Source organism: Candidatus Methanomethylophilaceae archaeon, assembly GCA_017524805.1.
Taxonomy (GTDB): domain Archaea; phylum Thermoplasmatota; class Thermoplasmata; order Methanomassiliicoccales; family Methanomethylophilaceae; genus Methanoprimaticola.
Genome location: JAFXUX010000006.1, coordinates 22,456 through 45,140 on the forward strand (window position 1 = coordinate 22,456; position 22,685 = coordinate 45,140).

Consider the following 22,685-nt stretch of genomic DNA (forward strand, 5'->3'; position numbering starts at 1 on the left):
TTGTGACTGTAATCGCGGGCGCCGCCTCAGATTTCGCCTTTGATCATCCTGTCGCGCATCTTCTCGCTCTTCTCGCAGAGGTCGTCCAGATCAACGTCGTCCGTGGCGTAGACCTCCGGGAACTTCTTTTCCGATAGCAGCCTGTCAGCCAGATGCCTGTCCGGGAAATCCCCGCTGTCAGCGAATCCCCGGTCCCACTTGTCGGCCAGATCGAGAACCGCCTGTATGCCTTTGTCGTAGAAAGTCCCGGCCAACACGGCGCCGACGGTGGCGCTCTCGGAAATGACGGTTATGTTGCTACCTCTGATCGCTATCTCAGACCCGTTGAACGACATCGCCAGGCCGCTGCTGTCCTTCACAAGGCTCAGACTCTGGTAATCGGTGTGGTCGTCGCCGATGTATATGGTCCCGTCCAGATCGATGCCGCGCTGGCGCCTGAGATCCAGGATTCTGTACGCCTTCTTGCTGGAGTCCATCGGCTGGCAGGATTCCATCGCAAGCCTGCCCTCGTCCGTCATGCCGTCGCCCAGGAAATGGTCCAGCTTCTGTATGATTTTGATGTCCCTTTTGTCCAAGTTGGTGGGTACGTTGAACTGGTATGTTACGTCGGGTATCTCCAGGGAATTCATCTCCGCCGCCATTTCCCTGAGGACTTTGGAGCCGATGCGGCCGATCTGCCCGGTGGTATAATCGTATTCGGTGGGCTCGGACTCGCATAGCGGCGTTCTGAGCTTTTCCTCGAGGGCCATCAGCGCTTGGTCATACGAAGAGGTGGTGATGAAAGTCGGCAGAAGATCCGCCAGATACTTCATGACTTCCGGGGCATTGTCGACCAGCCTCAGAGATTCTTTGGCCGCCTTATAGATGAGATAATTGGTTGCCCCGTAGGCTTTGAGAAACGGCAACGCGTACTTGGGGACGTTCCCGGCCACCAGATCGTCCCTTCCCAGAACGTAAGTGACTAAGCAATCGTATCTGGATAAGAGATCGTAAAAATGCTCGCCGTCAGGAATGAAATGGGCGCATATGTCCCTCGTGCTGTCGTTGCGGGACAGGAATCCCCTGCATCCGCATATGACCATCTTCTCTGGAGGCAGACCAAGCTCCAGGGTGGGGTCGAACTCTCCGGACATTCCTCTCACTCCAAAGACGCGTCGACCTGCGAGGACAGATCGTACGGTCCGTCCAGAGGCTCCCCTTCCGCGTAAAGCCTTTTGTTTTGTATGGACACGCGGCCGTCGGCGAACGCCTTTATGGTGGCGACGATCAGCGGGAGCTCGCGTTTGGCGCCGTCCTCCCTTATCCTCTTGAAGAGCGGCTCTTCCGTGCCTTCCATCTCCTTGATCTCATCCAAAGTGTATGATTCCAGCTTCTTGCCGAGATCCTCCCAGAGAGCATCGTATTCCCCTCCGCGGATCGGGAAGCAGCAATAGGTCAGCGGGGCGCCCCTGTCCCATTCCTCGGTGCAGATGTGCATCATCGCGCCTTGGCGGTCGGCATTCTCGGCTATCAGCTGCCAGATGACTTCCTGCCATGTCCCTTTGGGGCCATCAGGAAGTGCGGGATGCAGGTTCAGCATGTCATACTGCTGGCAGGTCTCGTCGTCCATCCACATCATGTAACCCGCGAGGATCCCCAGATCGAAGCCGTAGACGGAGGTCTTCTCCCTAAGGAGCCTCCCGTATTCGACCCTCCAAGCGGCTTCGTCGCTCTTCCTGAGCTCGGGCATGAACCTTTTCCAGGACGCGGTCAGCAGCGGTATGCCGTATCCGCGCACCATATCGAAGAACATCTGCCTCTGCTCCCTCTTGGGGTTGTCTTCCTCCTCGTTGTCCCAATTGCAGAAGACGAAGGGTATTTCGATGTCCAGGACGCCCTCGTCTCTCTTATCCATGACCGCTTTGAGCAGATTGCGAGACCCTGGGCCCCTTCCCGTGGAGAACCATCCTAACCTGAGCATCGCTCCCCCATGATTGAACAGGGATATAGAATTTCAGACGTCGAACACCACCGTGACCGAGGGCGTCTCCCGATCGACCTCCATCATATGGTAGGTCACGGCCTTTACCTCGGACCTTATCCTGTGCTTGGATCTGTCCAGCCTCTCGCCCCTCCCCCTGCAATGGACCTTGTTCCCGTCGATGGAAACTTCGATCTCTTTCAGGATGAGGTTCTCGCAATCCTCGATGAAAAGCAGCTCCGAGAGGAACGAGAACAGCATATCCTCGTCGTCGATACCCTCGACCTCGAATTCCGTCGCCACGGATTCCCCTATGCCGGAGAGATCCACGGTCTCGTTGAACAGGGCGAAACCCGCGTTGGCGAAGCACTCCTCCAACGTGCTTCCGAATGCCTTCACCATCATATCGGCGGTGTGGTCTATAAGGGCGTATCTCTCCATGCCACCGGAATCCGCCCGCCCGATTTTAACGTTGCCCGGATCCCCATGGGCAAATTGAAAAGCATATCCGACGTTGCCCCGCCATGGACGGCATATTCTTGAGAGCCGAAAAGTTCGCCGAGGGAGTTTTCGCAGGTGATTCCGGCGGACATGACATCTACCATACGCTCCGGGTGCACTCTGTGGCCAGAAGGATATGCGCGGAAGAGGGCGGGAACGAGAGGATAGTCCGCCTTGCCTCCCTCCTGCACGATGTGGACGACCCCAAACTGTTCGGGAACGCTGGATATGCCAACGCCATGCGCTTCATGGAATCCGAGGGGATCCCGGCGGAAGAGCGGGAAAAGATAATCCGGATAATCTCCCAGATATCTTTCAGAGGCTCGGGCTCATCGGTGCCTGACACCTTGGAAGGGAAGATAGTCCAGGATGCCGACAGAATGGATGCCATCGGAGCCATTGGCATCGCCAGAGCCTTCGCATACGGCGGAAGCAAAGGGCGCCCGATGCACATCCCGAGCGAAAAGCCGAGGGAATCCATGACCGAAGAGGAATACAGATCGGAAGGCACGACTCTGAACCATTTCCATGAGAAGCTCCTGAAGCTGAAAGGGCTGATGAACACCGAATCTGCGAGGAAAATGGCGGAAAGGCGGCACAGCTACATGGAAGAATTCTTGGACGAATTCCTCAGGGAATGGGACGGAAAAATGCGATGGCCACTCTTATCGTAGAATTATTACGTTATTCGTATTATCAATTATAATTAGCATACGAATCTGTCTTAATACCTGTATTTTTACGAAAAATATCTTAATATACCATCCCATTTGGGGCCTCATGCGCATAACAATAGCCGGATGCGGATCGATCGGCCAGATGCTGGCTGAAGCCGCCGACGAGATGGCCGAGGTGAAGAGAATATACCTCACCGACTCAGACAAAGCGAGGGCTGAGGGCCTGGCGTCGAGACTGAAGAAGGGCATCGTCGTCGAAAGCGTGGAGGAGGAGCTGTACCATTGCGATCTTGTCATTGAATCGGCCACCCAGGAAGCCGCCAAGGCCATCATCCCCAAAGTCGTGGCCAGAGGCGTCGACATCATGGTCATGTCCGTGGGCGCCCTTGTGGACGACGATTACAGAAAATCGGTCACCGAGAAAGCGGCGGAATGCGAGGCGAAGATATACATACCGTCCGGAGCCGTGTGCGGGACCGATGGGCTGAGATCTTCCTCCATGGGCAAGCTGGATGAGGTCGAGCTCATAGCCATACAGGGGCCGAAAACCCTGTCCGGCGTGGATTATGTCATCAATAAAGGGATAGACGTCGGAAAGCTGACCGAGAAGACCGTTGTCTATTCCGGCACCGCCAGGGAAGCCGTTCAGATGTTCCCCAAGAACGTGAACGTAGCGGCGACGGTGAGCCTTCTGGGCATAGGGTTCGACAGAACCAAGGTGACCATAGTCATGGACCCGGAGACCCACAGCAACTCCTACGAACTGAAGCTCAAAGGGGAATTCGGCGAGATGGACTGCAGCACATACAACGTCCCCGCCCCGGATAACCCGAAAACTTCGTACCTCTCGGCCATGTCGGCGATATCCGCTCTGAAAAGGATAGTCAGGAACGAATGGATCGGAATCTGATTCGATTCTGACAGAGGGCGGGCTTCCGATGGGGATGTCCTATCCCAAAAACCGGATTCCCGCCCTTTGGCATCCCTTCTGAAGAGTCCTCCCGCAGGACTTTTCCATCAGGAGTTTCCGATTATTTTGGAATCCCAAAATATTTCATGCCAACTCCGCATTAACCTCCATGGCCAAAACAAGAGCCGAAAGGCTCATATCGAATGCGGAAGGCATGGATGCCGTCGTCATAGCCAACGATGGCGAGCCCTTCCTGGACTCCACGTTCTGGTATCTGACGGAGCAGAGCTCGGGCACTTTCGAAAGCTCCTTCGCGATCGTGAAAAAGGACGGGTCCATGGACGTCATAGTGAGCGTTCTGGAGGAGGAATCGGCGAACGCCGGCAAAGGCGACGTGCGCGTGTACCATGACCGCGAAGAGAGGGAAGCGTTCATCAAAGAAGCCCTCCGCGGATGCTCCAAAGTCGGTTTCAACATGCATTCGGCCACTTACGCCGCAGTGCAGTACATAAAGAAGGTTGCGGGAGAGTTCGAACCTATAGACGCCGGAAAAGCCATCGGCGACACCGTGTCGGTGAAGGACGCCAAAGAGATCGAAGCCACCAGACGCGCCTGCGACATCTCATCGAAAGTCGCGGCCGAGATTCCGGATTACCTCTCGGAAGGCGTCTCTGAAAGAGAAATCGCCGCGAGGATGGACAGCAGGATGAGAGAGCTGGGCGGGACCGGAAACGCGTTCGACACCATCGCCGCATTCGGCGAGTATTCGTCCCAGCCGCACCACATGCCTTGCGATTATAGGCTTAAGAAAGGGGACACTGCGCTGTTCGACTTCGGGTCGAAATACGACAGGTATTGCTCCGACATGACCCGCACAGTCTTCCTGGGAAAGCCCCCGGAGATAATGGAGAGAGCATACGAAATCGTGAAGGAAGCCCAGATCGCCGGGATCGAGGAATACCGCGACGGCGCGGAAGCAAAAGCGGCAGATCTGGCTGCGAGGAAAATAATCGACGATTCCGAGTTCAAAGGGAAATTCATCCATTCGTTCGGACACGGCATCGGCATGGACGTCCACCAAGACATATCCGTGTCGCCGAGGTCGGATCAGATCCTTCGCGCGGGCAACATCGTCTCCGCCGAACCGGGGATATACATCCCTGGCGTGGGAGGGATAAGGATCGAGGACACCTGCCTCATAACTGAAAATGGATGCGAGATCCTCACGTCCTTCGACCATTCGTTCACGGTGGTATGATGCAGAAACAGATCCTCATGAAAGCCGAGGACACCCAGGACATCCTCCACAAAGCGGTGGGAAGGATGGTCGATCTGGGCGCGGAGTTCTGCGACGCGAAGTCCCAGACGATAAGGAGCATCGGGATAAGCTCCATGGACGGGGAGCTCAGGCAGCTCGTCAGAAAGAGCACAGGAGGGGTTTGCCTCAGAGCATGGGCAGGCGGCAGATGGGGATACGGAACGGTGACGTCATTCGACCCCGACGCGGTCATGAAAGCGGCGGAAGATGCCGTAAAGAACGCCTCCGGCGAAAGGAAATCGGACCTTGCCTTGGAACCGTCCGCCATAAGGAAGCACATGCCTGCGCAGGTGAGGATACACCCGGATTCCGTCGGCTTGGAAGAGAAGATCCAGGCAGCGCTCGACTTGGACAGAGCCCAATCCATCGACGATCGCATAGCGAACCGCATGGGTTCCTATTCCGAGGAGATCAAGGAGAACGCCTTGGTGAACTCCGCGGGCTCCGATCTGAGCTGGGAGGAAGTCCGCACCTTGTGCAGGGCGATGTCCGTCGCTTTCGACGGGAACTCCATGGAGAGATACTACGAGGGCCCGGACAGCACCTTAGGGTACGAGACCGTGAAAGACGCCGATCTGGAGGGGATCGGAAGGACCGCCGCAGAGGAGGCCATTAAGACTCTGTCCGCGAAGAGGGCGCCGTCCGGCAACCTCACGGTGATCTCCGACCCGATGGTGTCCGGGCTGCTGGCCCATGAGGCCATGGGGCATGCGTCGGAGGGCGATGAGATCACCAAAAAGCGCTCGTTCCTCACGGGAGCCGTCGGGAAGAAGGTAGCATCGGACATCATCACCATGTATGACAACGGAACCGTCCCGGGAGCCCACGGATCCGTCCCGTTCGACGACGAAGGCACCCCGTCATCATGCACCAAAATCATAGACCGCGGAATCTACAATGGATATATGCACAGCCTCGAGACGGCATCTCAGCTGGGGTGCAAACCCACCGGGAACGGAAGGGCGGAGAATTTCGGCAAGAGGGCTTGGGTCAGGATGACCAACACCTATTTCGGGCCGGGTGACTGGGACAAAGACGAGCTGATCGCAGACACCGAACATGGGATAATCTGCGACAAGATGGTCAACGGAATGGAAGACCCGGTAGGCGGATGCTTCGAAGCCAAATGCCTGAGGGGGTTCGAGATCGAGAACGGCGAGATCAAAGGGATGCTGAGATCCTTCACGCTCACCGGGAAATCGGTGGAGATCCTGTCCTCCGCGGACGCGCTCACCAAAGAGGTGATCCTGGACGGAGGGATGTGCGGGAAAGGCATAGAGGATTGGGTAAGGGTTTCCTCCGGAGGCCCATACATGCGCGCCAGGATGATCGTGGGGGGAGGCCAGTGATCTACCCGGACGATATGGCCGTGCAAGCCATGAAGAAGTATGACCAAGCCGAGGTCTACGTGAGCAGAGCCGTCGTGAACACCGTTTACATCGACAACTCACAGATAAGCAACATCGAGACCAAGACCGACGAAGGCATGATGTTCAGGATGTCCGAGGGCCGCAGGCTGGGGAAATCATCCGTGTCCCTGAACTCTCCCGATGCCGTCGGAAGCTGCTTGGAGATGGCCGATTCGGTACTGAGACATTCGCCGGAGAACGCCGCCTTCAAAGGCTACGCCCAACCGGGACGGGCCAAAATCGCCTCGCCCGATATATGGGACAAAAAGGTCGAGAACATAACTCCGGAAGAGCTGAGGGAGCTGGCGAAATCCGTAATCGAGAATTGCCGGGTGAACATCCCAAGAGCGCAGATACGCGTGTCATGCATGGAGTCCAGGGTCGTGAACGGGAACGGCGTCGACGTGGGGCACAGGAGCACCCTCGTCTACGGCCATTTCACATCGATGGCCAGCATCGACCATCCTGGCGAAGGGATGGAAACGTTCCACGGAACCCATCTGAATTTGGACCCAGCCCTGATCGGCCACAGCCTCTCCAGAAAAGCTGAGGCGGCGGCAACATGCAGGGAATTCAGAGGATCGAAGAAGCTTTCGATGATACTCCCGCCGAGCGAACTGGGCGACATGCTCTTCTCATCCGTGGGATCGGCGGTGAATGGGGAGAACAGAAAATACGGGAGAAGCCTCTGGAAGGATTCCCTCGATGAGAAAGTCGCCTCGGATTGCGTCACCATCATCGACGACCCTACCGTCAGCGCCCCGCTTTCTTGCGCGTTCGACGACGAGGGCGTCCCGACCGAAAGGCGCCCGATCATAGAGAACGGGATTCTGAGAGGATTCCTCAGCGACACTTTTTGCGGGGACAGCACCGGAAACGGGATGAGAAGGTCCAGCGTAGAACCTCAGGGAGCCTACGACAGGACTCCCGCCATAAAACCGCTGAACATGTCCGTCAAGCCCGGGAACAAAAACCCGGAGGACATCGTCTCGCAGACGGACGATGGGATCCTCGTGGAAAAATTCGCTTGGCCGGAGGCGGATGAGCTCACCGGAAGGTTCGGGCTGAACGTCAGATGCGGATATATCGTCAGAAACGGGGAGATTGTGAGCGTCGTTAACAACGCCCTGCTCATGGGCAATATGCTGGATGCGATCGCGAGCGTCGAAGCCATCGGGAACGACCCCGCGCAGATGGGAGTCATAACCGTCCCGACGATGAGCTTCTCGGGGACCGAACTGGTTGGAAACTGATGGCTCAGGCCGCGGCGGATCCTAATATAAAGCGCCGCGGCCGAGCCGAATCAGATCTGCTTGAACAGCTCCTCCTCGCTGATTATCCTGATCTTCTTCCCTTTCTCGCGCATTTCCTCGGCCATGGCGATCTTCCCGCCGCCACCGCCGAATCTGAATCTGTTCACGCCGAGGTTTCCGACGAAAAGGTAATCCAGATCGTTGGAGACTCTCATCTTGCTTATGGCGCCCTTGGATTCGAGGACCTTCCTGACTTCCGGATCGGAGCCGTACTCGAAATCCCCCGCGAGGCAGAACGTCTTGCCTTTGAGCTCTATCTCATCGAACTCGTTGCTGTCTGGGTTGAGGATCTCCTTGAACTCGTGGAGGATGGCTTCCTGCTCGGCGGACGATATCATGTTGTCCTTGAGAGCTTCCGTAATTGCGGAATAGACCTTGTCATACGGATATACGCCGGACAGGTAATCGTTCTCCTCCAGCCAGCCCTTCAGATACATGCCCTCAGGCCTGCTTATCTTGCCGTCGGCGGCAATTCCGCGTATGATGCCCTGCAAGAATTGGATCGCTACGGTGCTGTCGCTGTAGAATTTGTTCTTCCCGATGGCGCTGGCGACGTTCATGAGATCTTTCTGCTCGTAAGCGGTTATCACCCCGTCATCCAATGCCTTGTCCAAGGCCGTTATGATGCGATCGAACAATGGATACTCCCTGAGATCCATGTTGTTGCCCATCCATTCGCGGATGCACTTTATCTCGTCCGGGGATATGTTCCTGTCAGCGGTAATGCCCATGACTATGCCGTAGATCTCATTGAGCCTGACCACCAGGTCGACGTCCATCGAATCCTCTTCGCTCTGGCGATACTCATGGATTTCTGAATCATCCACGCCATATTTCCCCTCCAGATATTCGAACAGAGCCTGGGTAGCTGATGCGTCGCCCATGACTTGACGCCCGCTGTATTGATGGCCTATGGACTTGGAAAGTTCGCCGAGATTGTACGATGGCGCGTCCATGTATTTGCGGCAGAGCTTCAGCGTGTCTATGTATCTGAAATCCGGGACGTCAAGACTATAGCGCTCCAAAGACCGCGTAAGGACCGCCAAACCATACTTCGCATTGTGGCTCACGATGACGAGATCCCTAAGATATCCCTCCACCTTCGGCCAATATTCCGGCAATGTCGGATATCTCTCTATCCTGGCCGCATCTATCCCGGTGACGGCCGCGTTGCGCTTGTCTATCCTGTCCTCAGGGTTGATCGTCGAATACAGCCGGTCGACAACCTTCCCATCCTTCACTACGACCATCCCTATCGCGCAGATAGAATTTCCACGGGAGTTCGGATTCTCCAGGTTAAGAGCTACGTAATCCTTCATCGGCCTCGGGGCTAATTCGTGCGCATTCGGTTTAATTGTTGCTATCGCACAGACGGCCATGCTAGCATCCGCGCTGAAAAGCCTGAAGATTGGTTCGAGGAATCTGTCCCGAATTGCCCAGAAACTGAGCTTCGGTTCGAAAGAAATAGCGCATTAGAAACTGGAGGCTTGACAGAGACCATTAAATAAAGGATGGCGATGCGCAAACCGCAGAACAATTTGTTCCGCGAACGGAAATGTACCTTAGGGCGAATCCGTAAAGGTGATACAAATGAGCGAAGAGACTCAGGAAGCACGCCCGGTCAACGGGAAAAGCATGTACAGCTACATCGCCAAGGCTTGGGATGTTCCCTCCGAATCCTATGTGAAAGCTCTCAACTACGAGCGCCGCATCATCTGGAGAAAGGAAGAGAACTTCCTCCGCATCGAGAGGCCTACCCGCCTCGACAGGGCAAGAGCTCTTGGATACAAAGCTAAGCAGGGATACATCGTCGTCAGGGCCAGAGTAAGGAAGGGAAGCTTCCAGAAGAGAGCCATAGTTACTGGAAGGAGAGCCAAGAGGAAGGGTATCAACCAGATCACCGTCGGCAAGAGCCTCCAGAGGATGGCTGAGGAAAGGACCGCGAAGAGATTCCCCAACATGGAAGTCCTGAACTCCTACTGGGTCGGAGCAGACGGACAGCAGGAGTGGTATGAGGTCATCCTCGTCGACCCCGCGCACCCCGTCATCAAATCCGACAAAAAGATCAACTGGATCTGCGACTCCACGCACAAGAACCGTGTGTACCGCGGAAAGACCTCCGCCGGACAGAAAGGACGTGGAATGAGGCACACCGGAAAGGGAGCCGAGAAAGCCAGGCCGTCCGTCAGAGCCAACCAGAGGAGAATCAAGTGAGATTCCTTCCGCCTGCCTAGTTTGGCAGGCCCAAACTCCTTACCATTTCTAATCTCAATTATCGCGTCCCAGCTTCTATTAGAAAGGATAGTGCCTTATTCTATTTCATTTATGGATTATTTTATCATATTTGATTCATTTTAACATATAAAGAAACAGATAATAGCGTATAATTACTATAATTTATATGAGATGACGCCAGGGAGGAAGCCCAGTGTACAGGGGCTTCCGGCGTGCACTGGGCCCTGTCCTGAGCCATCGAAAGGAAGTGAAAAAATCTCCGAAGAGGGAAAGGACCGGGGTCAGACCACTAAACTCACCCTGGCCCTCGAGACGATCAGGCTGATAGCCGATCTTCTCCTGGCTGCCTTCCTTTGAAGAAGGCTTCAAACACCTTACGGCTTCCTTCGGGAGGCCGGCAAGGTTAGGTTAATATTGTCTGGCACAACCTTAATACTATCGTTTCAACGCATCAAATATTCAAATTCGTGAAGAACCGCGATTTCATAAAGGTCAGAAACGAATCGGAGCGATCGTTACGAGCCCTCTCATACGTTGCAATCGGAATCCAGCCCTGATTTTGGCCGCCAAATCGCCGACTTCCTCATCCGACATGGCGACAGTGGGGAAAAACACAGGGAGATCATATTTTGACGCGTCGAAATCCTCGAGATCGGAGATTCCTTTGCCTTGAATGTACGCCAACGCATATCTCACGTTCTTATCGTCAGCCATCCTCATCTCCGGATCGTAATTCCTCAGAGTCTCGAAGTCTCCCGGACCCCTGAATATGATTCTGCAGCCTCTCTTCATGGCCAGCCAGGCGGAGACCAATCCGCGGTCGTCTTCCACATCGGCCACGACTTTGCCTTGGGTACCTATCGGGAGCCCGGAATGGCATTGAATAACCTCCTGGAAAATATACGCCTTGTTGTCCCTGACCTCGACGAAAAAGGTGACATCCGGGTTTTTGAGCTTGACTTTGATCCCCAGGCTTTCGTTCTCCAGGAAAATAGCCGATCCAGCTTCTCTGGCGACATCTATGCTGGTGTACGGATGGCTCCCGTCTCTGCGCGCATCGACCGCGAATGTCTGGCCCTGAGATAATCTTCCCTTGGAATAGGCGGCTGCTGTCCTGCAGATGTCTTCCATATCGGAAGAGCAGGTCTCCGCGACAGACATCGACGCCACGCCGAACACTTTCCTGGCGGATCTTATCGCTTTCTCGGAATCATCGGTTTCTATGAAGATCCTGGCGCCTTTCTTGGTGACGAAAGCCTCCACCCCATCCTTAGCTAGCATCGCCATTATGTTTTCTCTGAGCTGATTCTCGAATCTTTTGCGGACCGGATCGCTTTTCAGCCCTATTTCCGAATATCTGAGGAGAAGAATCGTCACAGCCCGCCATGTAAGATTCAACCTTAAAACATATCGTCCTTGGCCTCCAAAATTCCGATTCAGCCCTTGAGCGGATTCCGTCCCGCTCCAGCCTGCGATGCCATTATTGGTTTACAATCCGTCGTGGCCATTCCGTGTGGGCATCAGAGGGGCGCAAAAATGTTTGGCGGGAGCCGGCGGCTTTTAAATCGACCCCCGTTAAGCATCATTCCTTTCCGCTATCCTCGGCGGCCTCGACGTCATCCTTCCCGAGAGTAAATGAATACGCTATGAGGATGGCGGTGACCGCAGCCATAATGGCGATAGACACCACGAATCCGTCGCTGAGAGAGCTGGCCGCGCTCTGGACGTCGTTCATGAGCTTCGCGGCCACCTCTTTCAGCACATTCTCAGCGACGGACAGGTCTATGGGAACCGAGACATAATTGCCCTGGGTTACCTCACTGATATACGACCCGACGATAGCATTCCCTACGAATATGCCCACCATGCGTATTGCCATGAGGTTGCCGGTATGCTGGCCCATGTCTTTCACATCCGATACGCTCTGCAGAGCGCATATCAGCTGGTTCACGATGAATCCCAGGCCGAATCCGAACAGGAACAGGGAGATACCGAATTGCAGTATGCCCTGGCTGATGATAAAATGGGTGAGGATGAGTGCGGCAGTGACGATGGCCGATCCCGCGATGATCCACGGCCTGACTCCCGTCGAGAACACCTTGCGGCTTCCGATCATTGAGGGCACGGCTGCCCCGGCGATCAGCAGCCAAAACATGGCGCTCGCCTTGTATATATCGAACTCGTAGCACGTGAGATACATCTTGAAGAAATACTGTATCAGACCGAGCCCGCATAAGCTGAATATGAACATCAATACGAGGACCTTCCTTTCGAACGGCGGAATCCTCACGGGTATGACAGGGCTCTCAGAGCGCTTTGCATGAGCCACCAAAGCGACCGCCCCGACGACGATCAGCCCGGCGATAGCGAACGAAGGGACGCTGATCAGATCGAAGTTGACGTTGACAAGCTGGGTATACACCGTCGCCGATCCGAAGACCAGAGCCGCGAGCGCCATCCCTACTATATCGGACTTCTGATGGGAACCCCTATCCTCCGGGAGGAATCTCCACGCAAGAGCCAGCCCTACCGCCACCATCAGCGAAAGGGCCATGAACCCGAGCCTCCAGTTGAAGTTCTCCGTGAGGAAATAGCCCGCAGCCGATCCGAACAGCGAGCCTACGGCAAAGGACGCCGTCATCAGCTCGCTAACCTTGCCTCTCTTAAGCGTAGGATAAAACTTCCCTACTGCGGTGTACGCGAGCGCGAGGATGAGGCCTGCCCCTATCCCTTGGACGAACCTGAAAGCCACCAGCATCTCGACGGACACCGACAAAGCGCAGACCATGGAAGCCGCGATGAAAATCAGCGGAGCCACCGATAGCACGCGCCTTGCTCCGAACAGATCCGCCAGCTTGCCTCCCAGCGGGATCATGGCGACCTCCGAGACCACGTACGCAGGCACGATGTAATCGATGTTGGGCGATTTCGGGAGGTCTACGACGGACCAGACCATGCCGAACCTCATGAACATCCATCCCGCGGCTGCCGCAGTCAGACAAAGCGCAAGTCCCCACATCGCGAACGCGCGGTTCCTTTCCGATCCGGACATGCTCATGCGGAGCGCCTCCTCATAAGTATCGCGGCGCCCAGACACCCGATCAGACCCGCGGTAGACATCGCGACATACTCTATCGGAATCTTCAGCTCGTATTCCTCATCGTATTTTATCATGGCATTGGTGTGCTCGTAGACGGCTTCGTACCTGCCTTTTGTCTCATCGTCCATCTCATCGACGTCGACGGTGCCCCATCCCAGCAGTATCGCGATGAGTTCGATGATGTCCTTGGCCCGTTCATCCAATATGTACGACGGCACGAGCCTCAATATATCGCTGACCTCTATGCAATAGGCGGACTTGGGCAAGCGGAACGTCTCCCCGGCATCTCCTTTGACCTGCCTGAGCTCCACGTATTCGTCGCCGGCCTCATCGGACACGTTGGACGCCTGGAATTCCGCCAGGTAATCGATGTCCTTTATCGTGGTGCCGGTCAGCGACTTAAGCGTCTCGACCAGATCCACTACCCTGCTGCCGGATTCGATTATATTCAGCACCAGATCTGGGAGCCTGCTCTTCAAAAGCCCTTCGATCCCTGCGAACTGAGAGACCATGTTCCACAGGCCGCTCGCCAGATCCGACGAAACAGTGATCTCGTCGATATGCTGGGTCATCTTGGGGCTGATGCTCCAAGACTCCCTGCTGTCGAAGATCTTCATCCCCTCGTAAGTGAGGCCCATCCCCATGCTGACATAGAAATTGCTGTATGACACGCTGTTTCTGTATTGGATGGTCACCTCATCGAGAACCCCGTCGCTGTCCTCCGCCGTAGAGACATCGAAATCTCTGCTCTCATACTCGACGACGAACAGCTTGGCGAACACATCGCTGCGGACCATCTCTCCGGTCACCGTGTCTATCTCGGTGGAGATATCCACATCCACGTATATGCAGAACTGCAAGCTCAGATCGATGTCGCGAGGATCCGGCGAGGCGCTCCCCTTCAATATCCTTTCCAGGAAGCTTTCCTCGTCCTCCCCCTCCTGCCTCTGATAGGTGCCCTCCTCAGGCATATTCCCATGGGCTCCGGCGGCGGTTACGAACTCTATGTAAGCGGACACGTGGTCATCGATGAGATAGCTCGTCCCGACTGTCCGCACATCCCTCTTGGTGGCGAACTCACCTTCGAAATGCGGTTCGGACAGCCTGAGCTCAAACCCCAGCTGGCTCTCGGAAAAATCCATTATCAGTTCCTCAACGGATTTCCCGGTCATCTGCTCGCTTATCTTTTCAACCTCGGTCCAAGAGAATCCCATGGCCGTCCCGTAAGTTCTGTCGGAGACGTCCGCGCCGGCTTCTTCAAAGGAGATCGGAAGGCACGTGACCGCCAGCAGCAATGCTATAGCAAATGCTGAAGCGGCCCTCGCTTCATTTTTCATAGACACGCGATAACTGATTGGTGTTTAAGGATGCGCGTCAGTTATGCAAAAAATAGCCCATTCCTCCGATGGAATGAGAGAAATTGCGAATAACGCCGGAACAGGATGGATTCAGAAATGATATAATAGTCTCGACCATACGCAGGAGCATGGAAGCGCTCATTCTGTTGGGTCTGCTGGCGACCGGATCGGCCGCCGGGATACTTGGAGCGCTGTTCGGGCTCGGAGGCGGGTTCATCTTCGTTCCCGTCCTGATGCTCGCATTCGGATTGGCTCCCGCAGAAGCTGTTGCCGTGAGTCTTATCGGCATAATTGCGGGATCTGTGGGCGCATCCACCGTATTCGTCGACAAAGGCGCGGCCAACGTGCGCTTGGGACTGCTTCTGGAAATAACCACTGCAGCGGGGGCGATAATCGGCGCGCTGATTGCCGGGCTGCTTGAGGATTGGATTCTGATGTGCATATTCTCGGCCGTGGTCCTTTACAGCGGCATGAGGATGGCCCTGAACCCCGAGAAGGTCTTGGAGCCCGCCGAAGGGTCGGATGGCAGATTCGTCTTCTCTTATGAGGGCGACAGCGGGAAAGAAGTGAGATATGAAGTGCAGAACATGAAAGGCGGGATGGCCCTGTGCACGGCTGCCGGCATGATTTCCTCGATGACCGGAGTCGGCGGAGGCGCAATCAAAGTCCCGCTTATGAACCTGTACATGCATGTGCCGATCAAAGCGGCGAGCCCCACCAGCAGCTATATGATCGGCATAACCGCTTTCTCCGGGGCAATCACATATTTCCTGTCAGGGACAGTCCTGCTGGAATACGCCGCTGGAATCGCGATAGGAGCTTTCGCCGGGTCTCTCGCGGGTACAGCCCTCTCAAAAAGAATACATGCCAAGCATCTGAGGAAATACTTCTCCGTTCTGCTGTTCGTCGTCGCAGTATTGGTCCTTCTGCAGGCTGGAGGCATATTATGAATCTTAACAAGACCACCGCGAGGACGCTTCGCGTTGGGATCATCATAGGAATGGCGTTGATAGCCATAGGGCTGATTCTGTCGGCTTTGGGATACGGGAATTCGATGCTCAGCGCGGGGATTCTGATCCTGATAATATCCCCATTGGCCGGCGTCATCGCTTCGTTCGCTGCCCTGGCGACGGAAAAAGATTGGTTCTGGGCATCGATAGCGGCCATCCTGCTAGCGATCACCGTCGTCGGGATGGTTTTGGCTGCTCTCCGATGGTTTCGCCCGCCCAGATCGGCGCAAGAATGGGAAACGTCAGGTCGAGCGCTCCCTCCCTCGTCATGAGATTGATCGTCAAATTTTCTGACGCGGGCCAGAATGGCCTCGGATCCCTTGGGCACAACCAAATCTAGATCCTTCATCATCTCATAATTCTGGCAGTATTCTATGCGCCTCTTTTCCTTATAATCCAGATAGAATTTGAGGGCGTCATTTACCAGTTCCGCGATGGTCTCCCCTTGGAGGACGCGTTCTTCCTCCAGCCTTTTCCTTAGCACAGTACTGATTTTGACCGAGATTTGGACTGATGTCTGTCCTGCAGCACCCATACAATTCGTTATGTACCTGTAATACTAAATTTATATCCAGTCAAACATGGTGCATATGAATTCTGTATCAATCAAATAATAGGTTATACAATCCATCCAACCTAATAAGAATAAACTAATTAACGAGTTCCCAACGAGCCGTATAGTCAGTTGACAGGATTCTTTTTAGGCCTCCCCCTAGGCCTCTTAGGCTTCTCTTCGGTGCCCGTTTTCTTAGGTCTTCCACGCTTCTTCGGAGCGACCGGTTCGGGGCCTTTGGACAATCCCAGCTTCTCCATGGTCTCATGGACATTGGGAAGCGTATGCACCCAAGCGCCGTCCGAACGGGACGGCGCCTCGGGTCCATCCACCCTCCGCCATGCGGATGACAGGTCGTCCATGAGGTCCCTGTACGAGGCCTCCTCCAGGAGCTTCGTCTCGGTGAACCGCCTGATTATCCTGCATGTGATTATCGTCGCGATGCTGTTGATGAACTCGCTGCCCCGCACGGAGAAATCGCCCTGGACCCTGATGTCGTCCAGGCCCTCGTCATTCTTGTAATAGTTGAAGACCAGCTCCAGGAGCCATCTGTCGTCGTAGCATCTGTACGCCGTCTCGCAGTCCATATCGAGATCGGATTCGAACACGATCGTCCCGAAGTTCCTGTCCTTCTTCGAATATTTCTGATAATCGAAGGACTTCTGGGTGCTCCTCCTGCCCAGGTAGGTCATCTCCTCCAGGGATGCCTTGTACGGGTCCTTGAAGGCATAGAGGAACATGCCGCCCTGTATGCGGCGCTTCCTGTAGAGCACCTTATGCTCGGTGTTCTCCAGTATTCCCTCGAAATCCAGCATGTCGTTGTTCGTTATGCGGATGTCGTTGCGCTTTATAGGAGTGAGGAAATGGAGCTGGGGGCGGTCCCCCAGCTCCTCCCTTATCCTGCTGGGAGGGAACCCCTTGTCGGCTATGATGATGCCTTTCCGGATGTCGTTGTCGCGGATGAAATCCGAGTATGCGACGGCGTCTATGCAGTTACCCGGGAACACCTCGGCACATATGGGCTCCATCCTCTCGACGTCATAGGCATAGATGACTGAAACGTCCTTGGTGCCCTTCACCCTCGACTTGTATGAAAAATCCGAAAGGTCGTTGACGGTGCTGTTATCAGTCTTCAGTGTCCCGTCGATGGCCACATGATGCGTCTCGGCCACTGCCTTGATGCGTCTGGAATAGAACTCCTTGCGCTTGGGCCCGTTCATGCCCAGCAGCTGATGGAGCCCGCATACGCTGTTCTTGGAGATCGCCAGGTCGGGGTAGAATACGCTGGCGAACGTCCTCCTGTAATGGGTGGACAGGCGATTATCGGTCACATGCGGTATCGCCACCCGCAGGGCGGCGATGGCCATGATCTGATATCCCGCATCGATACCGTAGACGTCCAGGAGGTCGTTAAGGATGTCATCGGATACCGACCTTACCAATGCCAGTGCACCGAACGACAGTTCCTGTGGCTCAGATCCGGAGAGATCCGATACGGGAACGAACCTCCCGTTGTGGATGTATCCGATCACCTCTCCGTTGACAGGCTGAGGGTTGTGGCCGGGAACGTAGATGACCTTCTTGCGCGACCTCACGGCGTACCTCTTCCTTCCGTCGCCGCCATTGTCGACGACGACGGTGTTGCTCGGTCTCGGGACCTTCCTGATTTCCTCCGGCACTCCCATAAAATCCCCCTAAATATAGTATTTATTCTATATTTCAGTACTATATATTAACATTTTTGCCTGTCATTATTCAAAGATTACGGACCCCGTCCATCACTTCGATTGCCGGAAGAATCCTGAAAAGGCCGACAGGATCGAACAATAAACGTTACTTCAGCCCAAAACAGGCCCGAAATACACTGATTCTCAGAGGGATATAGTACGGCTCGTTGGGAACTCGTTAATCGATCATTCTGTTCATATCATCGGTCGTATCCGCACTGACGTAAAGCCACCCTTCGCCAACATCCATCTCGATCCGACTGCTACGGTCTGCGGTTGATTCGTATTTCAGCCCGATGATATCATTCACATCGAAAAGTGCATTCATTAGAGATGCCTCATTTCTTTTCCGATTCATCTGGATCCGTCTGGATAGATGGGTTCATGCCCGAAGAATATCTCCCTTTCTTCCATCGCATCCTCCACCATCTTCCTGATCATAGGTTCGGCTTTCAGAACAGCTTCAGTCCGTTGATCTTCTTGATCAGTCCGGCATCTACGAATCTGTAGTAAGCATCCCAGAGTCTGCTGTCATCGGCATTCTCCACATCGCCGATGTCCCTGCTCCTTTCGATGTACTTCCCCTGGTTCAGCTCCCTGAACTCGTCAGATTGCCTCTTTTCTGGGGCAACTTCTGACTCTCTTTCCATGAGTTTTTCACTCCGTCATCCGGACGATTTTGAGGACGATTCCGATGCTTTCGCTTGTGCAACGAGCGCATTGCACCGAAACTAATGTCTGGCTAGTGAAAAAGTGGTGCAAGGGAAGGGATTTGAACCCTCGAACTCCTACGAGAATAGGCCCTGAACCTATCTCCTTTGGCCAGGCTCGGATACCCTTGCACAGGATGAGAACCACCATTCTTTGCTTGTATTTCAATATTGTTACTGGCTCAGGAGTTGTCCTTCATGATCTTCATCCAGCCACCAGACTCGTAGATGGCAAGACCCCTTTTGCTCAGAAGAGCTTCGAATTCCTTCCAGGAGATAACCTCGAGCCTGTCGTTGTAGCCTTTAGTGAACTGAACGCCTTCGGTTCCCTTCACCTTTCCGGGTTTCAACCCTTTGTTCTTGGCTATTGTCTGGGCTTTTTTGATTGATATGCGTTCCATGGACATCCTTAGGTCACAGTATCATATCGCTAAATATCATATAAAAAACATTGTCAAAACAAGAAAAATCTGGCAATTCAATGGAATAGTGCCAGTATCAAATATTATAGATATCTGGATTAATAATCCAATTTAAACGCATCCATGATGACCGCAACCCATATCAATGTCAGTGCGTAAAAGGTTGGCATGCCTGAAAGAATGGGTCTCGTTCTGCGCTCCGGACCGGGCGCGGCCGTGACCACGGAGATGGGGATCGAAGTCGGCCGCGCCCTGGCCGCAGAGCACAAGCGCGTGGCGGTCATCTCAGACGACATGAGGAGCACCCGCATGATGAAGGAGGCGCTTATATCTGGGATTCTGTCCCAAGGCGCGGACGTCTTGGATTGCGGAAGCGCCACGGAAGCCGCCGCCGCATACGCCGCAAGGCTCGCAGATTGCTCGGCTTACGTCTCGGAATGCCCCACCTACGGAAATGCCAGCGGATACAGGCTGTTCGGCAGGGACGGAAGGCAATTCACGGAATCCCAGATCAGGCGTTTGGACTCGATCCGCGATAACTTGGTGACCCCAAACCACATGGGACTGGGGAAGAGGATCCCATATGTCAACGCCGTCTCCGACTACAATTCGTTCGCGTCCTCCCGCATCGGGAAAATATCTGGGGCCCCAGTTCTCCTGGACTGCGGATGCGGCATAGCGTCCGAATCCGCCCCGCAGGTGCTGGAATCCGTCGGCATAGAGGTCATTTCGGTGAATTGCCACCGCAGCAGGGATTTCGTGCCGAAAGACCCTTCAGCAGAGGCCCAGCAGTTCGGATGGCTGCACGATCTGATCTCCAACAAAGAGGGATGCATAGGCATCGGCATGGATCGCATCGGGTCCCGCGCCACCGTCATCGGCGAGGACGGGAACATCATAGACCATGCGTCGGCGTCCGCTCTGGCAGTGAGATCGGCCGCCCCAAAAAGCATCGTCATGTCGATGAATGTGACATCGAGGGTGAAGGATGAATTCCTTAAGAACGGCGGGGACCCAGAGATGATCTACATGGCACCCATGGGGACAGCCGATGTGGCCGCCGTGATGGCCGAGAAAAATGCCGACATGGCCGTATGCGACGCCGGGATCATGTACAGCGGAATCCCCGCGCTGGACGGCATCCGCACCGCCGCGGCCATATCGAAGCTTGCGAACAGCGGAAGCCTCAAGAAAATGGCCGAAGACGTCTCCACCCTTAGGGACATCTCATCGATCAAGGTCGACAATAATCCCGGCGCGTTCGACAGAGGGATGGAAACAGCCCTCTCCGGAAGGGAGGGGAAAATCTTCGTCTGCAAGGATGGGTGGAGAGTCGACATGGACAAGGGATGGGTCCTGATCCGCAAGCCGAAGGAAGGCGTCTGCAGAGTTTCCGCAGAATCCCCGGACAGCGCATATCTGGCCGGCCTCCTGGAAACCGGAGCCGATATGGTCAGAATCGCGTCCAAATCTCAGTAAACGATCTCCAGATCCAGGACGTTGCCATCGGAATCGTACGCCCTCCAGCTCCGGCGGTCGTAGGGCTGGCAGGTTATTATGTGGACGCCGCCCATGTTGCGGAAATAATCCAGGTCGGCGTCCGACGCTTGGTTGGAATAACCCGGATGGGAGTGAGCGGAACCGGCGATGCTGTAATCTATCGGGGCCATCCATTGGTTCAGGAAGCTGTGGCTGTCCCCGTAGACCGTCCCGGGAAGGATGATCATCTCCGAGATTATGCCGTCTATCTCGCGGGTCATGCACAGGAACTCGTCCGGATAGGTTGACCTAGCCGCGTCGTTCAGACCGTCTATGAAATCCACATCGACCCCGGTTATCTTCATTCCCCGTTCACCAGCTTCTCGCGGACGCGCGAATAGAAATCGTCGTTGAAACGTATCAGACGGGCTTTCTTGGATGACATCATGAACTGCACGGAGGTCCCGCCTTCCATCTTCACCTCGCTCTGGCCGTCCAATACAATCATGCAGCCTCTGTCGAGAACGTTCTCCACCGTTATCTTGGAGGTCGCCGGGACCAGGAACGGACGGGAGGTGTACTTGTAAGGGGCCATGGGAACCACCAGCATCGCCTCGACGTGGGGATCCATGTACGGCGCCCCGAGGCTCATTGCATAGCACGTCGATCCCGTGGGAGTGGATACGACTATCCCGTCCGCGCGGAAATCAGCCGCCAGAACATCGTCCACGTAAATGCGGTAATGGCGGATCTTCGCGACGGTATCGGTATGCACCACGGCCTCGTTCACGGAATCCGGGAGATATTCCCCGCCATACCTGGTGGCTATCTTGAAGCGGGTATCCACGGCGTAATCCCCCGACAGGAGACGGGTTATGCCCTCTTTGATGTGGTCGCGGTCTATCTCGGCGAGGAATCCGACGCTTCCGCCGTTTATGCCGATTACCAACGCATCGTTGTTCTGCATAGCTCTGAGAAGAGTCCCGTCCCCTCCGATGACGATGACGATGTCCGCGTCCATATCTTTCAGTGGAGTGCCCTGGATGCCGAGGACCTTCGCTATGCCGCTGTCCACGATGTAATCCTGGCCCTGCAGCGCATCCAAGACCTGGCGCGTGTATTCGGCGGCGTTGCTCACCGAGACGTTAGTGTATACGCCATAGGTCAGACCGTCATGCGGGAGTATGTCGTTCTTCATGGCGTAGTCGTAGACTTTCTTGTCCCCGACGGCCACGAAATTGGATCTGCGGTCGAGATCGAATGGCATATCCATCGGGTTCCCGCCCAAGTCGTAAATCTCGCCCCCGGCCTCCTTCAGGATTATGTAGCTCGCCGCGATGTCGACCACCCTTATCGCGCGGAAATAATTCCTAGAATTCATGTAATAGCCATCGGCCTCCCCTTCGGCGACGATGGCCATCTCCAGGGAAGCGCATCCGAACGAGCGGGAGGACTTCACCCTCCGCGCCAACGCAGCTGATTCGGGAGCGGCGCTGTTGCCCTGGTATATCATCATGAAGAGCTCGCTCAGATCGGCTTTGCGGACATGGATGGGCTTCCCGTTCTTGTAGGCGCCTTTCCCTTTCTCCGCCCACATCTCGTCGCCGGTGGCCAGATTGCGAAGATAGCCGACGTAGATGTCGGAAAGGGCGGATTTCCCCACGGCGAGGGACACCGTGTAATATGGGATCGAGGCGATGGCGTTCGATGTCCCGTCTATTGGGTCGATGACGAGGGTATCCTCGAACCCGTTGTCGACGAATCCTATCTCCTCGCTGAGGATGTTGACCGGGATGCCGGAGCGCTCTATGAACATCATCGCGGCGTTCTCGGCTATCTTGTCGATCTGCGACGTGGGAGTCCCGTCGGCTCCCATGCACACCTTCTCCCTTTTGGATGCGGAATCCGGGATCAGGGCAATCGCGTCCCGGACCGCGTCAGCGATGCCCGAAAGCATCTCGACCGTAATCATGAGATGCCTGATGCGATAGTGATTAATTTGG

At 55.1% G+C, this 22,685-nt stretch carries 21 protein-coding genes and 1 tRNA gene; 9 read left to right on the forward strand and 13 right to left on the reverse strand.

Annotated elements, in window-relative coordinates; all coding sequences use genetic code 11:
* Window positions 1–26 precede the first annotated feature (26 nt).
* Genes IKP20_01120 through IKP20_01130 form a run of 3 tightly spaced genes read right to left on the reverse strand, consistent with a single transcriptional unit; the run spans window position 27 to window position 2,401 of the window.
* On the reverse strand, window positions 27–1,133 hold the full coding sequence (locus IKP20_01120) for a hypothetical protein (protein MBR4503576.1): 1,107 nt from the start codon (window positions 1,131–1,133) through the stop codon (window positions 27–29).
* A gap of 5 nt (window positions 1,134–1,138) precedes the next feature.
* Window positions 1,139–1,960, reverse strand: a complete 822-nt coding sequence (locus tag IKP20_01125; GenBank protein MBR4503577.1) for a phosphoribosylglycinamide formyltransferase — start codon at window positions 1,958–1,960, stop codon at window positions 1,139–1,141.
* Window positions 1,961–1,993: 33 nt separating this feature from the next.
* Window positions 1,994–2,401, reverse strand: coding sequence for an archease (locus IKP20_01130; GenBank protein ID MBR4503578.1), 408 nt, complete (start codon window positions 2,399–2,401; stop codon window positions 1,994–1,996).
* A gap of 83 nt (window positions 2,402–2,484) precedes the next feature.
* On the opposite strand from IKP20_01130, the gene IKP20_01135 reads away from it, so the two are divergent.
* The 5 genes from IKP20_01135 (at window position 2,485) to IKP20_01155 (ending at window position 8,028) form a co-directional block, all read left to right on the forward strand.
* Window positions 2,485–3,135, forward strand: a complete 651-nt coding sequence (locus tag IKP20_01135; protein MBR4503579.1) for an HD domain-containing protein — start codon at window positions 2,485–2,487, stop codon at window positions 3,133–3,135.
* A gap of 106 nt (window positions 3,136–3,241) precedes the next feature.
* Window positions 3,242–4,048, forward strand: a complete 807-nt coding sequence (locus IKP20_01140; GenBank protein MBR4503580.1) for an aspartate dehydrogenase — start codon at window positions 3,242–3,244, stop codon at window positions 4,046–4,048.
* A gap of 214 nt (window positions 4,049–4,262) precedes the next feature.
* Window positions 4,263–5,306, forward strand: coding sequence for a M24 family metallopeptidase (locus tag IKP20_01145; GenBank protein ID MBR4503581.1), 1,044 nt, complete (start codon window positions 4,263–4,265; stop codon window positions 5,304–5,306).
* The gene (locus tag IKP20_01150; GenBank protein ID MBR4503582.1) at window positions 5,306–6,715 is read left to right on the forward strand and encodes a TldD/PmbA family protein; all 1,410 of its coding nucleotides are present in this window, start codon (window positions 5,306–5,308) and stop codon (window positions 6,713–6,715) included. The genes IKP20_01145 and IKP20_01150 overlap by 1 nt, the downstream gene beginning before the upstream one ends.
* The gene (locus tag IKP20_01155) at window positions 6,712–8,028 is read left to right on the forward strand and encodes a TldD/PmbA family protein (protein MBR4503583.1); all 1,317 of its coding nucleotides are present in this window, start codon (window positions 6,712–6,714) and stop codon (window positions 8,026–8,028) included. Before IKP20_01150 ends, IKP20_01155 begins: the two co-directional genes overlap by 4 nt.
* Window positions 8,029–8,078: 50 nt before the next feature.
* Here IKP20_01155 and IKP20_01160 read toward each other — a convergent pair whose 3' ends face one another.
* The gene (locus IKP20_01160) at window positions 8,079–9,407 is read right to left on the reverse strand and encodes a hypothetical protein (GenBank protein MBR4503584.1); all 1,329 of its coding nucleotides are present in this window, start codon (window positions 9,405–9,407) and stop codon (window positions 8,079–8,081) included.
* A gap of 271 nt (window positions 9,408–9,678) precedes the next feature.
* Between IKP20_01160 and IKP20_01165 the strand changes: the two genes are divergently transcribed.
* Window positions 9,679–10,302: a 50S ribosomal protein L15e gene (locus tag IKP20_01165; protein MBR4503585.1), complete on the forward strand. Its 624-nt coding sequence runs from the start codon at window positions 9,679–9,681 to the stop codon at window positions 10,300–10,302.
* Window positions 10,303–10,815: 513 nt separating this feature from the next.
* Here the strand turns inward: IKP20_01165 and IKP20_01170 are convergent.
* The 3 genes from IKP20_01170 to IKP20_01180 all read right to left on the reverse strand — a co-directional run bounded on the left by IKP20_01170 (window position 10,816) and on the right by IKP20_01180 (window position 14,760).
* Window positions 10,816–11,700: a hypothetical protein gene (locus IKP20_01170; GenBank protein MBR4503586.1), complete on the reverse strand. Its 885-nt coding sequence runs from the start codon at window positions 11,698–11,700 to the stop codon at window positions 10,816–10,818.
* A 205-nt stretch (window positions 11,701–11,905) separates the two neighbouring features.
* A complete protein-coding gene (locus IKP20_01175; GenBank protein MBR4503587.1) occupies window positions 11,906–13,381 on the reverse strand; it encodes an MFS transporter in 1,476 nt (491 codons plus the stop codon).
* Complete coding sequence (locus IKP20_01180) at window positions 13,378–14,760, reverse strand: hypothetical protein (protein MBR4503588.1); 1,383 nt, start codon at window positions 14,758–14,760, stop codon at window positions 13,378–13,380. The genes IKP20_01175 and IKP20_01180 overlap by 4 nt, the downstream gene beginning before the upstream one ends.
* Before the next feature lie 137 nt (window positions 14,761–14,897).
* Between IKP20_01180 and IKP20_01185 the strand changes: the two genes are divergently transcribed.
* Together IKP20_01185 and IKP20_01190 are read left to right on the forward strand one after the other, a co-directional pair.
* The gene (locus IKP20_01185) at window positions 14,898–15,731 is read left to right on the forward strand and encodes a sulfite exporter TauE/SafE family protein (GenBank protein MBR4503589.1); all 834 of its coding nucleotides are present in this window, start codon (window positions 14,898–14,900) and stop codon (window positions 15,729–15,731) included.
* A complete protein-coding gene (locus tag IKP20_01190) occupies window positions 15,728–16,063 on the forward strand; it encodes a DUF1634 domain-containing protein (protein ID MBR4503590.1) in 336 nt (111 codons plus the stop codon). The genes IKP20_01185 and IKP20_01190 overlap by 4 nt, the downstream gene beginning before the upstream one ends.
* A 409-nt stretch (window positions 16,064–16,472) precedes the next feature.
* On the opposite strand, the gene IKP20_01195 is transcribed toward IKP20_01190, so the two are convergent.
* From IKP20_01195 to IKP20_01210, 4 genes are all read right to left on the reverse strand, one after another.
* Entirely contained in the window at window positions 16,473–18,029 is a 1,557-nt protein-coding gene (locus IKP20_01195; protein ID MBR4503591.1) for a transposase, read from the reverse strand.
* A 494-nt stretch (window positions 18,030–18,523) separates the two neighbouring features.
* Complete coding sequence (locus IKP20_01200) at window positions 18,524–18,721, reverse strand: hypothetical protein (protein MBR4503592.1); 198 nt, start codon at window positions 18,719–18,721, stop codon at window positions 18,524–18,526.
* A 104-nt stretch (window positions 18,722–18,825) separates the two neighbouring features.
* Window positions 18,826–18,913 (reverse strand) — tRNA-Leu (locus tag IKP20_01205).
* A 50-nt stretch (window positions 18,914–18,963) separates the two neighbouring features.
* Window positions 18,964–19,182 carry a hypothetical protein gene (locus IKP20_01210; protein ID MBR4503593.1) on the reverse strand — a complete coding sequence of 73 codons (219 nt, stop codon included), beginning with the start codon at window positions 19,180–19,182 and terminating at the stop codon, window positions 18,964–18,966.
* Between the two features lie 189 nt (window positions 19,183–19,371).
* Here IKP20_01210 and IKP20_01215 point away from each other — a divergent pair, with 189 nt between their 5' ends.
* Entirely contained in the window at window positions 19,372–20,682 is a 1,311-nt protein-coding gene (locus IKP20_01215; GenBank protein MBR4503594.1) for a hypothetical protein, read from the forward strand.
* On the opposite strand, the gene IKP20_01220 is transcribed toward IKP20_01215, so the two are convergent.
* Together IKP20_01220 and IKP20_01225 are read right to left on the reverse strand one after the other, a co-directional pair.
* Window positions 20,676–21,047, reverse strand: coding sequence for a Mov34/MPN/PAD-1 family protein (locus tag IKP20_01220; protein MBR4503595.1), 372 nt, complete (start codon window positions 21,045–21,047; stop codon window positions 20,676–20,678). The two genes, IKP20_01215 and IKP20_01220, sit on opposite strands and share 7 nt — an antisense overlap.
* Window positions 21,044–22,654 carry an NAD(+)/NADH kinase gene (locus tag IKP20_01225; GenBank protein ID MBR4503596.1) on the reverse strand — a complete coding sequence of 537 codons (1,611 nt, stop codon included), beginning with the start codon at window positions 22,652–22,654 and terminating at the stop codon, window positions 21,044–21,046. The genes IKP20_01220 and IKP20_01225 overlap by 4 nt, the downstream gene beginning before the upstream one ends.
* Window positions 22,655–22,685: the final 31 nt, after the last annotated feature.